This window comes from Micromonospora chalcea (assembly GCF_002926165.1).
In the GTDB taxonomy this organism is placed as follows: Bacteria; Actinomycetota; Actinomycetes; order Mycobacteriales; family Micromonosporaceae; genus Micromonospora; species Micromonospora chalcea.
Genome location: NZ_MAGP01000110.1, coordinates 108727 through 121616 on the forward strand (window position 1 = coordinate 108727; position 12890 = coordinate 121616).

The following is a 12890-nucleotide window of genomic DNA, read 5'->3' on the forward strand; positions in this document are numbered from 1 at the left end:
GGACCGGAGAGTGGCATGGTGCAGATGGTTGACGAGGACGGCGCCGTCGATCCCTGGCGCCGGCGGGCCCGGCGCGGGCGTCGCCAGATGCCGCTCTGGCAGGAGCTTCCGCTGCTGCTCATCGTGGCGTTCTGCCTGGCGGTGCTGATCCGCACGTTCCTGCTCCAGGCGTTCTTCATCCCCTCCGGGTCGATGGAGAACACGCTGCTCGTCGGCGACCGGGTGCTCGTCAACAAGGTCGTCTACGACGTCCGCGACCCGGTCCGCGGCGAGGTGGTGGTGTTCCGCGGCACCGACCGCTGGGTCGCCCAGGAGGCGCCCGCGCCACCCACCAACTTCGCCGGCCAGGTCAGCCGCACGCTCGGTGACCTGGTGGGCGTCAGCCGCCCCGGTGAGAAGGACTTCATCAAGCGGGTCATCGGCGTGCCGGGCGACAAGATCTGGTGCTGCGACGACGGCCGCGTGGTGGTCAACGGGGTGCCGCTGGACGAGCAGGCGTACGTCTCCGAGGACTCCCCGCTCGAGCTTCCGCCCAATCCGAAGGAATGCCGGTCCCGGCAGTTCACCGAGGTGGTGGTGCCGCCGGGGCAGATCTTCGTGATGGGTGACCACCGGCTGGTCTCGCAGGACGCCCGATGTCAGGGGCCGGTGCCGATCGAGAACGTGATCGGTCGCGCCTTCATGATCGTCTGGCCGTCGCAGCGGTGGACCACCCTGCCCGTACCGGAGACGTTCGCGGACGTGCCGCGCGCGGACGCCGCGGCTGCCTCCGGCCCGGTCCCGGTGGATCCCGACCCGGTGGGCGGAGTCGTCCTGATCGTGCCGGTCGTGGCGACGCTCACGGTTCTCGCGGGTTCGGGGCGACTGCGCCGCACCCGGGGACGTAGGCTCCTCCCGTGATCGACGAGCAGACCGAGAAGCCGCGCAACTCCTTCTGGAAGGAGCTGCCCATCCTCCTGGGTGTGGCGATCCTGGTCGCAGTGCTGGTTCGCGCCTTTGTGCTGCAGACCTTCTTCATCCCGTCGCCGTCCATGGAGAACACCCTCAAGATCGACGATCGGGTGCTGGTCAACAAGCTGGTCTACGACTTCCGCTCGCCGCACCGGGGCGAGGTGATCGTCTTCAAGGCGCCCACCGAGTGGAGCGGCAACCCCGACGGTGAGGACTTCATCAAGCGGGTGATCGGCGTCGGCGGCGATCACGTGGTCTGCTGCGACCGTACGGGCGGGCAGGACCGGCTGGTCATCAACGGCAAGCCGGTCGACGAGCCGTTCATCTTCCCCGGCAACAAGCCCGCCGACCAGGACTTCGACATCACCGTGCCGAAGGGCCGGCTGTGGGTCATGGGTGACCACCGGGAGGCCTCCGGCGACTCGCTGGAGCACTGGCAGCAGTCCGGCGAGGACATCACCGTCGCCACCATCCCGGAGGGCGAGGTCGTCGGGCGGGCTTTCACCATCTTCTGGCCGGTCAGCCGCGCCACCTGGCTCAGCGTGCCGAAGCAGTTCGAGGGGATCCCCAATCCCTGACCCGACGGCTTCCGCGCGCCCCCACGCCCACCCCCGGCCGCCGGCGGGAGGGCGTGGTCGTTCGTCGCAGCCGTCTGGCAGGCTGGTGCGGTGACCGTCTACACCCCTCGTCGCGCGGCCCGGGTGCTGCTGGTCGACGCGTCCGACCGGGTGCTGCTCTTCGAGGGCAGTGATCCGGCCCGGCCGGGTCACCGCTACTGGTTCACCCCCGGCGGCGGGCTGGACCCGGGGGAGGCCCCGGCCGACGGTGCGGCCCGTGAGCTGGCCGAGGAGACCGGCCTGCGGCTGGCCCCGGCCGAGCTGGGCGCGCCGGTCTGGTCGGAGACCGTCGAGTTCCCGTTCGACGGCGTCTGGTACCGCCAGGAGCAGCAGTTCTACCTGGTCCGGGTGGCGGGCTGGGAGGTCGACACCACCGGATTCAACGACGTCGAGCGCGCGAGCGTGCACGGGCACCGCTGGTGGACGGTGACCGACCTGGCCGCCACCGCCGAGCGTTACTACCCGCCGGACCTGCCCGGCCGGCTCGGCGCCGCGCTGGCGGGAGGCGGCGCATGCTGACCCCGCCGCGCACCGTGGTGCGCCGCGACGGCGGCCTCTACGCGCTGGAGCGGGCCCTGCAACGGCGGGGCTTCCGCTACGTCGCGGGCGCCGACGAGGCGGGCCGGGGCGCCTGCGCCGGGCCGCTGGTCGCCGCCGCCGCGATCCTGCCCGAGGGGCGCCGGGGCGAGATCGACGAGCTGGCCGACTCCAAGCTGCTCACCCCCGCCGCCCGCGAGCGCGTCCACGACGAGGTGGTGGCGCGGGCGCTCGCGTACGCCGTGGTGGTCATCCCGGCCGAGGAGGTGGACGCGCGCGGGCTGCACGTGTGCAACCTCGCCGCGATGCGCCGGGCGCTCGCCTCGCTCACCACCCGCCCGGAGTACGTCCTGACCGACGGCTTCGGCGTCGACGGGCTCGACGTGCCGGGGCTGGCGGTCTGGAAGGGCGACCGGGTGGCCGCGTGCGTGGCGGCGGCCAGTGTGCTCGCCAAGGTCACCCGGGACCGGATCATGGTGGAACTGGACGGGCGGTTCCCCGGCTACGGCTTCGCCGAGCACAAGGGTTACATCACCGCCGAGCACAGCGCCGCGCTGCGCGCGCTCGGGCCCTGCCGGGAACACCGCTTCTCGTACGTGAACGTGGCCGCCGTCTCCGGACGGGACGGCCGGCCTCCCCGCGCCCGCCGCCCGGCGGGCGCCGACGTGGTGTCGCCCGAGCCCGTGGCCGGGCTGCCGGGACTCGGGGCCGGCGCGTTCGCCGGGCGCCCGGACGAGCCGATGGGGCGCTCCGGCGCGCCAGGGGGTACCGTCGGCGTGGCGTTGGGCGAGCAGCCGCGACCTCCGGCGTCGGTGGGGGAAGATGTGGTCATGGAAGGCGGAGTGCGATGAGCGCGGAAGATCTCGAGAAGTACGAGACCGAGATGGAGCTGCAGCTCTACCGGGAGTACCGCGACATTGTCCGCCAGTTCTCCTACGTGGTGGAGACCGAGCGCCGTTTCTATCTGGCGAACCAGGTCGACCTGCACGTCCGCAACTCGGACGGTGAGGTCTACTTCGAGGTCGAGATGCACGACGCCTGGGTGTGGGACATGTACCGGCCTGCCCGTTTCGTCAAGAACGTCCGAGTGATGACGTTCAAGGACGTCAATGTGGAAGAGCTCGAAAAGCCCGACATCTCGCTTCCCGCAGATTCCGGATTCGGGAGCTGATCCCCGGGCGGCCCGCCGCCCGGATCACCGCTCCGGCACGACCACTTCGACCCGCTGCACCAGGTTGTTCGCGAACCCGCCCCGGTTCCACGGCTGCTCGACCGGCTGAGTGCGCCCCGAGGCGTCGGTCGCCCGGGCGCCCAGCACGTACCGCCCCGGGGTCGCCGTCCAGCTCACCGACCATCGACGCCACGCCCACTCGCCGCCGGCCGGCTCGTCCAGGACCGCCGGCGTCCACGTGCCGCCACCGTCCGTCGTCACCTCGACCGACGTCACCGGCGCGTGCCCGGACCAGGCCCGGCCGTCCAGAGTGCACGGCCCCGGCCGCACCACCCGGGTCCGGGACATGAAGTCCGGGAACCCGGGCGGGCGCACCAGGGCACGCGGCTCGATCCGGGTCACCGGCACGCCCGGGTCGTCGGCGTCACGCCGTAACCGGTAGGCCACCGCGTTCTGGTAGCCGTCGAACGGCTCGTTCGTCACGGTGATGTCGCGCAGCCACTTCACGTGCGCCATGCCGTACCAGCCGGGCACGATCAGCCGCAGCGGCGCGCCGTGCTGCGGCAGCAGGGGAGCGCCGTTCATCTCGTACGCCAGCAGCACCTCCTCGCGCAGCGCGTCGGCCACCGGCAGCGCCCGCTGGTAGTCCTGCTCGACGCCGCGCTCGATCCCGTGGTCCGCCCCGGTGAACACCACGTCCACCGCGTCGCCGGACAGCCCGGCGTCGCGCAGCAGCGGCGCCAGCGGGGTACCGGTCCACTCGGCGTTGCCCACCGCCTCCACCAGCCAGGGCTGGCTCACCGGGCGGGGCCGCAGCAGCGCCCGGCCGTTGCCCGCGCACTCCAGCGTCACCCGGTGGGTCACCCGGGGCCGGTCGCGCAGCGCCGCCAGGTCCAGCCGCAGTGGACGCTGCACCGCGCCGGACACGCTCAGCGCGTACGCGGCCGGGTCGACGTCCGGGATGTCGTAGTGGATGAGCAGGTAGTGCAGGCCCGCCGGGGTCACGTCGTAGCGCAGCGCCTCCAGCGGGATGCCGTGGTTGCGCGCGGCGAGCTGGAGCTCCTCGGCGCTGATCGCCTCGTCCGGCCCGGCGACCCGGGCGGGCCGGCTCGCGTCGTCCACTGTGGTCATGCCTGCTCCGTCCGCTCCAGCACGTCGTAGCCCACGAACGTGAACATCCGTGCACCCGGCACCAGCGGGCGCGGGGTGCCGGTGAAGCGGTGCGCGCCGACACCCACACCGTCGGCCGGGCTGCCCACCGCGACCGGCTCGAAGCCCTCCTCGGCGAACCACTCGCAGATCACCGGCACCAGATCCGGCTCGCGCCGGTGCCGCGTCCACAGCACCATGCCGCCGGTGGCGCAGAGCGAGGCGCAGTGCCGCACCGTCGCCCGGATGCCGTCGTCGGTGATGTTGCCGAAGATGCCGCAGACCAGCACCAGATCGGCCGGGGCCAGATCGGCGTAGCCGTCGGTCAGCGCGGCGTCCCCGGTCACCACCTGCACGCCGGTGAGCCCCGCGTCGGCGGTGGCGCGGCGGGCCAGATCGGCGTTGCGCGGGTCCAGCTCGACCAGGCGGGCGGTCACGTCGGCGCCCCGGGGGTGAGCGGCCAGCACCGGGATCAGGTCACGGCCCTGACCGGCGCAGAGACTCAGCGCGCGCAGCGGACCGGGCGGCGCGGCGTCGAGGGCGTCGGCGACACGCCGCCGCACCTCGGCGAGCCGCCGGGCCAGTGCGGACTCGGGCTGGTCGTAGTCGCGGTGCCAGGCGTACCAGTCCTTCGTCACCCGGCCAGCATAGGCGTCCCGGCCGTAGCAGATCCGCCCCGATGTTGGCGCTCGTCCACAGTGGGGGCGTCGTCCACAGGACGACCGCGTGGCGCGCGCGGGGCAGCACGCGGACGGTCAGGGTACGCGGTGTGCGTATCCCCATCGGTCGGGCCGGCAGGGGCCTGCTGCTTGTGCTCGTGCTCGCCTTCTGGTTGCCGGGCGTCCCCGCGGCGAGCCTTGACGGGCCGGTGGCGGCGGGCGGCTCGGCGGCGGTCCTTGACGGGCCGGACGTCACGACGGGATACCGGGGCGCGCCCGGCGGGCCGGCGACCGCCGGACGGTTCCGGTGGCCGCTGCCCGGTCCACCCCGTGTGGCACGCGGGTTCGACCCGCCGCCGCAGCCGTGGATGTCCGGGCACCGGGGCGTGGACCTGGCGGACGCGCCCGGCGCGCAGGTCCGCTCGGCCGGCGCCGGGACCGTCCTGTTCGCCGGCTCGGTCGCCGGCCGGCCGGTCCTCACCGTCGGCCACCACGACGGGCTGCGCACCACCTACGAGCCGGTCCGGTCCCGGGTCACCGCCGGCACCCGGGTCGACGCCGGCACCCCGATCGGTGACCTGCTCGCCGGGCATCCCGGCTGCGCCGAGGCGGCCTGCCTGCACTGGGGGCTGCGACGCGGCGCCGAGTACCTGGATCCGCTGGCGCTGCTCGGGCTCGGCCGGGTCCGGCTGCTGCCGCTCGACCCGGGAGCCGACGCCGGTCCCCTGAGTCGTGGCGCCGCCGCCGGCTTCGGCCGGATGCGCCGCTCAGCGCTGGGCGAGCAGCGTGGGCAGCCGGACGGCCAGCCGGTCGTACTCGTCGGGTGTGTTGTAGACCTGGCCGCACAGCCGCAGGTAGCCGCGCCCGTTCCAGCCGGCCACCGACACCTCGGCGGAGAGCCGGTCGGCGATCCGGGCCCGCAGCTCCCGGGCCGCGTCCAGTGTCGTCGCGACGCCCGGCGGCAGCGGCACCAGACGCATGGCGACCGCCGGTCCGCCGGGCTCCGGCAGCCGCTCGGGCGCCACCCCCAGCGCGTCCCCGACGACCCGTTGCCCGTACGCGGCCAGCGCCGCGTTGTGCGCGCGTACCCGGTCCACGCCGAGGCTGCGCAGTGTGAACAGGCCCACCGGGGCGGCCAGCCAGCCGGTGTAGTCGAGCGTCGCCTGCCATTCCACCCGGGTCGGGAAGCCGCTGTCCTGCTCCCACGAGACAACGAGCGGCTGGATCTTCTCCCGCCACGACGGCGCCACCACGAGCGCGGCGGTGCCGCGCGGCGCGTACGCCCACTTGTGCAGGTTGCCCACCCAGAAGTCGGCGCCGATCGACGCGACGGTAGCCGGCAGCATGCCCGGCGCGTGCGCGGCGTCCACCAGCACCGGCACGCCCTGCTCCCGGGCCACCGCGACGAGCGCGGCGGCCGGAAACAGCCGGGCGGTCGGCGAGGTCAGCTGGTCGACGATGAGCAGCCGGGTACGCCCGGGGCGCAACCCGGCGCGGACGATCTCGACCACCTCCTCGTCGGTGGCGGTCAACGGCACCGGCAGGGTGCGCGACACCGCCCCGGTGCGGGCGCACTCCCGCGCGATCGAGAGGGCCACCGCCCCGTAGCCGTGGTCGGTGGTCAGGATCTCGTCGCCGGGGCGCAGCGCCAGCGACTGCAACACGACCGCCGCGCCGGCGGTGACGTTGCCGACCAGCGCGGTGCCGTCCGGGTCCGCGCCGAGGAACGCGGCCAGGTGCCGCCGGGCGTGGGCGATCCGGTCGACCAGGCCCTGGGTGAAGAACCGCAGCGGGTTGGCCTCCATCTCGTCGCGCAGGCGCTGCTGGGCGCGCTGCACGGCGATCGGCACGGCGCCGAACGAGCCGTGGTTGAGGTGGCTGACGGAGGGATCGAGGGAGAAGAGCAGCCGAGCACCGGGAATCGGCTCGGGCGGCTGCGGCACCGTCATCCATCGATCCTAGCCCGAGATGGATCATCACCCGGCCGGATTCCGCCGGTCAGGCGCGGGGGTGCGCCTGCCTGTACGCCGCACGCAGCCGCTCGACCGACACGTGCGTGTAGATCTGCGTGCTCGCCAGCGACGAGTGCCCGAGCAACTCCTGCACCGCCCGCAGGTCCGCGCCGCCTTCGAGCAGGTGGGTGGCGGCCGAGTGACGCAGCCCGTGCGGCGTCACCCGGGGCACCCCGGCGGCTTCGGTCCAGTCGGCCACGATCCGCCGCGCGGTGGTCGGGTTGAGCCGCCCGCCCCGTGCCCCCAGCAGCAGCGCCCGGCCCGAGCCGGGCATCGCCAGAGCCGGCCGCCCGACGCTCAGCCACGCATCGAGCGCCCGCTGCGCCGGCACCCCGTAGGGCACCGACCGCTCCCGGCCGCCCTTGCCGAGTACGCGCACCACCCGGCGGCCCTGGTCGACGTCGGTCACGTCCAGGCCGCACGCCTCGCTGATCCGTACCCCGGTGCCGTAGAGCAGTTCGAGCAGCAGCCGGTCACGCAGCAGCACGGCCTCGGGCGTATCCGCGCCCGGTAATCCCTCGGGTTGCGGGGCGTCGGCGCGCCGGGCCGCCTCCATCAGGGCGGCGGCCTGGTCGGCCCGCAGCACGGTGGGCAGTTCCCGCCGGGCCCGAGGGCTCGCCAGCGGCGCGGCGATGTCGTCGGCGAGCAGGCCGGCGCGGTGCGCCCAGGCGCTGAACGTCCGGGCCGCGGCGGCGCGGCGGGCCATCGTCGTCCGGGCCGCGCCCATGGTCCGCTGTTTCGCCAGCCAGCTGCGCAGCACGGCGAGGTCCAGCTCCGGCAGCTCGGCGCAGCCCATTCGGACCGCGTGGTCGAGCAGCGACACGAGATCCGTGACGTACGCGCGGACGGTGTGGACGGACCGGTTGCGCACCCGCGACAGGTGGTCGGCGAAGTCGTCCACCGCCTCCCGCATCGACGCGGGCAGCTCCTCGTGCGCGTCCCGGGTGCCGCGCTGCCGCTTGCTCACCGCGGCACCCCGATCTGGCGCACGCGGTGGTACCGGAGGCGGACAGCGATCACCGGTCCAGCGTACGGCCGGAGCGCCGCCGCGCGCTGAGCCGCCGCACGCCTTCACCGCGCCGGCCGGGCCGTCGGCGCCGCCGTGGCCGCGGTGTGCCGTGCGCCGCCGCGCCAGTGCCTTCCGGCGTGACGATCGCGCCGCGCCGAGCAGGGTGGCTAAAGCGGGCCTGGACAGAGGAAACTCATGCTGCGGCCAGGCACAGGGCGGCAACCGGACGGCAGCGTGGCTGAGCCGGCGCCCCACGGGTGGCCGATCCGGCCGCGATCGGACAGCCGCGTCCCGCGACGGTGACGCCCGGTACGAAAAGGGGCCGACAGTGGGAGTGGACGCGGTCCTCTACCGACAGATCTCGGCGGGCAGCAGTCGTCGCCGGCCCGCGTACGTCTCGATCGAGGTCGTCGCGGATCCGCAGGACGTGCTGCTCGGCCTGCTGGCGCGGGTCCGCGGCGGCGGCCGGACACCGCTGCTGGATCGCGTCGATCCGCTCGGCGAGCTGACCGTCGACACCGATCGGATGTCGCAGCTGCTCGCCGACCTGCGGTGCCTGGCCGAGGTGGCCGGGGCGCCGGCGGAGGCCGACCACATCCGCCGGCTGGCCCGGCTGGCCCGCCGCTGCGCGGAGCGCCGAGACACCGAGATCCGGTTCGAGGGCGACTGACGATCGCGCGTCCCGTCGCCGTGCCGTGCCGGCTCAGGCTTCGGCCGGCTGCCGCGTGGCCCGGATCCGGCGCGTGCCCCACACGATCAGCAGGACTCCGGCCACGAACAGCGCCGGACCGGCGACGAAGCCGATGTCCCGGATCATCAGGTCGATGTCGTGCTGCTTCTCCGCCTCGGCCTTCTGCGCCTGGTAGGAGCCGTCGCCCGCGCCGAACATGCACCGGTCCCGGGGCGTCATCACATCCTCGCCGCACATCGTCGGGCCGTTCGGGTCGTAGTCGCCGATGTCGCGGTGGGACAGGATCGCGAAGAACACCACGAAGAGGCTGACCACGACCAGCATGCCGCCGAAGGCACGACGCCCCGACCCGGGTGGGCCAGCCGCCGGGTTGCGGCGCGAGGTCTCCTGCGTGCTCATCGGCCGTCTCCGCGCGTCGGCGGGATGGCCGACGTCGGCCCGGCGAGCCGCACCGCGGCATCGGACTCCGACCATTGTGGACATGTGCGACGGTTCGCTGCCCCAGTCATCCTTCTCCCCGTGACGGCGCCCGGCGTCCGGCCGGGGCGCGATCGTTCCCGCAACGGCTTCCGCCGCGCGCGAAATGGTGATCCTAGAAGACCGGGGCCGGTCCCACGGCCCCGTCGCCGGGCGGTTGCGAGGGGGTACGCGCCGCCTGTCACGTCGGGCCGGCCGCCGGCGGGGCGAGCGCGTAGCCGCCGTCGCGACGAACCACCATCGTCAGTTCCTCCAGCAGGGACAGCTTGCGCATCGCGGTACGCAGGTCCACGCCGGCCCGGGCGGCGACGCTCTCCAGGTCGAGCGCCCGGCGGCGGGGCAACGCCTCCAGCACCTGGGTGGCCTCCTCGTCGAGCCGGTCCCGTGGGCGCTCGGGCGCTCGGGCCGGCGGGGCCAGGTCGTAGCCGATCCGTCCCACCTCCTCCAGCACGTGCGCGAGGCCGGTGACCAGCCGCGCGTCCGGCCGTTCGCGCAGCACCTCGTGCCCGCCGACCGACATCGCGGAGGTGACCGGCCCGGGAACCACCATCGCGTGGCGGCGGAGGCCGAGCGCCCGGTTGAGCGTCTGGGTGGCACCGCTGCGCGCCGCCGCCTCCACCAGCACCGTGCCGCGTGTCGCCGCCGCTATCACCCGGTTGCGGATGAGGAACCGGGGCCGCAGCGGCTCCGCGCCCGGCATCCACTCGCTCACCAGCAGGCCGGTCTCGGCGATCCGGTCGAACAATGCTGCGTTGCCCATCGGGTACGGGCGGTCCACCCCGCACGCCAGCACGGCGACGGTGCGCCCGCCCGCTGTCAACGCGCCACGATGGGCGGCGGAGTCGATGCCGAACGCCCCGCCCGACACGACAGTCCACTCCCGGTCGGCCAGGCCGTAGCCCAGCTCGGTGGCGATGTGTGAGCCGTAGGGGGTGGCAGCCCGGGCGCCGACCACCGCCACCGAGTGCGCCAGCGTCTCGCCGAGCGGCCACGCCCCGCGTACCCAGAAGCAGAGCGGCGGGTCGGTCTCCACATCGACCCGGCGGGTGGCGCCGGGCAGCGCGAGTCGCCGGAGGTCACGGACCTGGGCCGGCCACTCGTCGTCGTCCGGGGTGACCAGCCGGGCGCCCAGCCGCTCGCCACGGGCCAGCGCCTCGGCCGCGACCGCCCGGGCGTCACCTGCAGCGGCCCGCGCCGCCACGGCCGAGCGCAGGGTCCGCTCCGGCGCGCCACCGGACAGCAGCAGGTCGAGCGCGGCGACCGGGCCGATCCGCTGCACCAGGGCGTACACGGATCGGGTGCCGGGCTCGGCGAGCCAGGTGAGCGCGACCCGCGCCAGCTTGGTCTCTTCGGTGCTCACGCGGCCTCTCCCGTCCGCAGTTGGATGGCCTCCGCGACGTCGTCGTGGCCGGGGCGGTCCCGCCCGTCCAGGTCCGCGATGGTCCAGGCGAGCCGCAGTACGCGGTCGTAGCCGCGCGCGGACAGCGAACCGGTGTCGAGCCGGTGCCGCAGGTCCGTCGTGACCCGGGCGGGCAGGTGCCACGGCGGACGGCGCAGGTACGGGCCGGGGACGTCGGCGTTGACCCGGTGCCCGGTGGCCGTCAAGGGGTCGGCGGCGGCTCGTCGTGCGGCGGCGACCCGGGCGGCGACGGTGGCCGAGGACTCGTGCGCGGCATCGGTCCGCAACAGTTCCGCCGCGCGTACCGCCTGCAGCCGGACCTGCACGTCCACCCGGTCGAGCAGCGGCCCCGACAACCGGCCCAGGTAGCGCCGCCGGGCCAGCGGTGTGCACTCGCAGTCGACGTCGCCGGACGGCTTCGCGCACGGGCAGGGGTTGGCGGCCAGCACCAGTTGCGTGCGGGCCGGGTACTCGGTCGCGCCGCGCGTGCGTGCCACACGTACCCGGCCGCTCTCCAGCGGCTGCCGCAACGCCTCCAGCGCGCCCTTGCCGAACTCGGGCGCCTCATCGAGGAACAGAACCCCGCGGTGGGCCAGCGACACCGCGCCGGGCCGGGCCAGCCCGGAGCCGCCACCGACGAGGGCGGGCACCGTGGCGGTGTGGTGCGGCGCCTGGAACGGGGGACGGCGCAGCAGCCCGCCGCCGGGCGGCAGCAGGCCGGCGATCGAGTGCAGCGCGGTCACCTCCAGGGCGGCCTCGTCGTCCAGCTCGGGCAGCACCGACGGCAGCCGTTCGGCGAGCATGGTCTTCCCGGCGCCGGGCGGGCCGAGCAGCGCGAGGTGGTGACCGCCGGCGGCGGCGATCTCCAGCGCGCGCCGCCCGAGCGGCTGGCCGGCCACGTCGGCGAGATCCGGCCCGGGTGGGGTCCCGGCCGGGGCCGGAGCGGGCGGGGCGAGCAGTGGCGCGCCGGTGCGGACGTGTGCGACGAGCCGGTGCAGCGTGTCGACGGCGTGCACCCGTACGCCGGGGATGACTGCCGCCTCGGCGGCGTTGCCGGCGGGTACGACGACCCGGGTGTGCCCGGCGCGGGCTGCGGCGGCGACCATGGGCAGCGTGCCGCGCACCGGGCGCACCGCGCCGTCGAGGCCGAGTTCGCCGAGCACGACAGTGGCGTCCAGGGCGACGGGCGGCAGCTCACCCGAGCCGGCGAGCACGGCGACCGCGATGGCCAGGTCGAACGCCGAGCCGTACTTGGGCAGGGTGGCGGGCAGCAGGTTGAGGGTGATCCGCCGGTTCGGCCATTTCTGGCCGGAGTTGACGATCGCGGCACGGACCCGGTCGCGCGCCTCGTGCAGCGCGGTGTCGGGCAGACCGGAGATGATCACGGCGGGCAGGCCGGGGGCGAGGTCGGCCTCGACCTCGACGAGGTGACCGGCGACTCCGGCCAGGCCCACGCTCAGCACTTTCGCGTACCCCATGTCAGAACGCGCCGCGTAGGTGCTCGACCCGGGCGGGGCCGGTGAGCGGGAGCCGGACGGACAGCACGTCGAAGCGGACCTCGTCGGCGGTGGTGCCGGTCTCGGCGAGCCACCGGGCGGCCAGGCCGCGCAGCCGGCGGGCCTTGGCCGGGACGACGGCCTCGGCGGGGGAGCCGAATTGCTCGCTGCGGCGGGTCTTGACCTCGCAGATGGCCAGGACCGGGCCCTCCCAGGCGATGATGTCGATCTCGCCCTCGGGGCAGCGCCAGTTGCGGGCGACCGGGCGCAGGCCCGTCTCGATCAGGTGCCGCAGCGCGCACCGCTCGCCGTACGCGCCGACGGCTCGGTTCCGGTTCGTCATGCCGGCCAGGATGCGCCGGGGCGGCCCGGGGCGGCGGGACGGATGCGGCTGCCCTGTGGACAAGCTGACGGTTGTGGACGGAGCCACGATCACCGGATCGATGTGGTAAGGCTGCCGGCCGTACATGCGAGACGCCAGTGGCGGACGGTGACGGCGGTGACGACCTCGGGAGCATGTGGGCGGTTTGCGCTAACCAGTTGTGACGTCTCTTTACAGGGCGTGTAGCTGATCTTTACTGTCGCATCGCTGAGGAGCAATGAACGGGGGCTGTAATGAACTTGAGCTTGATCTATAGAACGACCGTCGCGCTGAGCCACTCTCGCCGACCAGTCGTCGATCAACTCGCCCGCTGACGAGCCGCTCGCGCTGACACATCCCG

14 protein-coding genes and 1 pseudogene are annotated in these 12890 nt (G+C 74.4%); 7 read left to right on the forward strand and 8 right to left on the reverse strand.

Translation table 11 applies throughout. The features are described from left to right. The first annotated feature begins 15 nt into the window (after positions 1 to 15). The 5 genes from lepB (BAW75_RS14735) (at position 16) to BAW75_RS14755 (ending at position 3276) form a co-directional block, all read left to right on the forward strand. A complete protein-coding gene (gene lepB / locus BAW75_RS14735; RefSeq protein WP_043325911.1) occupies positions 16 to 900 on the forward strand; it encodes a signal peptidase I in 885 nt (294 codons plus the stop codon). Next, positions 897 to 1529: a signal peptidase I gene (gene lepB, locus BAW75_RS14740; RefSeq protein WP_043325910.1), complete on the forward strand. Its 633-nt coding sequence runs from the start codon at positions 897 to 899 to the stop codon at positions 1527 to 1529. The genes lepB (BAW75_RS14735) and lepB (BAW75_RS14740) overlap by 4 nt, the downstream gene beginning before the upstream one ends. 90 nt (positions 1530 to 1619) lie before the next feature. Beyond that, complete coding sequence (locus tag BAW75_RS14745) at positions 1620 to 2087, forward strand: NUDIX hydrolase (RefSeq protein ID WP_104113921.1); 468 nt, start codon at positions 1620 to 1622, stop codon at positions 2085 to 2087. Beyond that, positions 2081 to 2956 (forward strand): ribonuclease HII, encoded by an 876-nt coding sequence (locus tag BAW75_RS14750; RefSeq protein WP_064447045.1) that lies wholly within the window; start codon positions 2081 to 2083, stop codon positions 2954 to 2956. The genes BAW75_RS14745 and BAW75_RS14750 overlap by 7 nt, the downstream gene beginning before the upstream one ends. Continuing rightward, positions 2953 to 3276: a DUF2469 domain-containing protein gene (locus BAW75_RS14755; RefSeq protein ID WP_011905215.1), complete on the forward strand. Its 324-nt coding sequence runs from the start codon at positions 2953 to 2955 to the stop codon at positions 3274 to 3276. The genes BAW75_RS14750 and BAW75_RS14755 overlap by 4 nt, the downstream gene beginning before the upstream one ends. Before the next feature lie 24 nt (positions 3277 to 3300). On the opposite strand, the gene BAW75_RS14760 is transcribed toward BAW75_RS14755, so the two are convergent. After that, positions 3301 to 4407: a sulfite oxidase gene (locus BAW75_RS14760; RefSeq protein ID WP_104113922.1), complete on the reverse strand. Its 1107-nt coding sequence runs from the start codon at positions 4405 to 4407 to the stop codon at positions 3301 to 3303. Then, on the reverse strand, positions 4404 to 5063 hold the full coding sequence (locus BAW75_RS14765) for a class I SAM-dependent methyltransferase (protein WP_104113923.1): 660 nt from the start codon (positions 5061 to 5063) through the stop codon (positions 4404 to 4406). The genes BAW75_RS14760 and BAW75_RS14765 overlap by 4 nt, the downstream gene beginning before the upstream one ends. Positions 5064 to 5257: 194 nt before the next feature. On the opposite strand from BAW75_RS14765, the pseudogene BAW75_RS14770 reads away from it, so the two are divergent. Continuing rightward, positions 5258 to 5794 (forward strand): annotated as a pseudogene (locus BAW75_RS14770) (murein hydrolase activator EnvC family protein); the annotation flags it as partial. A gap of 57 nt (positions 5795 to 5851) precedes the next feature. On the opposite strand, the gene BAW75_RS14775 reads toward BAW75_RS14770, so the two are convergent. Further along, positions 5852 to 7033, reverse strand: a complete 1182-nt coding sequence (locus tag BAW75_RS14775) for an aminotransferase class V-fold PLP-dependent enzyme (RefSeq protein WP_104113924.1) — start codon at positions 7031 to 7033, stop codon at positions 5852 to 5854. Positions 7034 to 7082: 49 nt separating this feature from the next. Then, positions 7083 to 8009 (reverse strand): tyrosine recombinase XerC, encoded by a 927-nt coding sequence (locus BAW75_RS14780; protein ID WP_167435570.1) that lies wholly within the window; start codon positions 8007 to 8009, stop codon positions 7083 to 7085. 424 nt (positions 8010 to 8433) lie between these two features. Between BAW75_RS14780 and BAW75_RS14785 the strand changes: the two genes are divergently transcribed. Beyond that, positions 8434 to 8775, forward strand: a complete 342-nt coding sequence (locus BAW75_RS14785; protein ID WP_043325899.1) for a hypothetical protein — start codon at positions 8434 to 8436, stop codon at positions 8773 to 8775. A 33-nt stretch (positions 8776 to 8808) separates the two neighbouring features. On the opposite strand, the gene BAW75_RS14790 is transcribed toward BAW75_RS14785, so the two are convergent. From BAW75_RS14790 to BAW75_RS14805, 4 genes are all read right to left on the reverse strand, one after another. After that, positions 8809 to 9195, reverse strand: coding sequence for a hypothetical protein (locus BAW75_RS14790; protein WP_146074841.1), 387 nt, complete (start codon positions 9193 to 9195; stop codon positions 8809 to 8811). Between the two features lie 259 nt (positions 9196 to 9454). Next, positions 9455 to 10633, reverse strand: coding sequence for a DNA-processing protein DprA (locus BAW75_RS14795; RefSeq protein ID WP_104113927.1), 1179 nt, complete (start codon positions 10631 to 10633; stop codon positions 9455 to 9457). Further along, a complete protein-coding gene (locus BAW75_RS14800) occupies positions 10630 to 12150 on the reverse strand; it encodes a YifB family Mg chelatase-like AAA ATPase (RefSeq protein ID WP_104113928.1) in 1521 nt (506 codons plus the stop codon). Before BAW75_RS14800 ends, BAW75_RS14795 begins: the two co-directional genes overlap by 4 nt. Position 12151: 1 nt before the next feature. Then, on the reverse strand, positions 12152 to 12511 hold the full coding sequence (locus BAW75_RS14805; RefSeq protein WP_069088764.1) for a YraN family protein: 360 nt from the start codon (positions 12509 to 12511) through the stop codon (positions 12152 to 12154). Positions 12512 to 12890 lie beyond the last annotated feature (379 nt).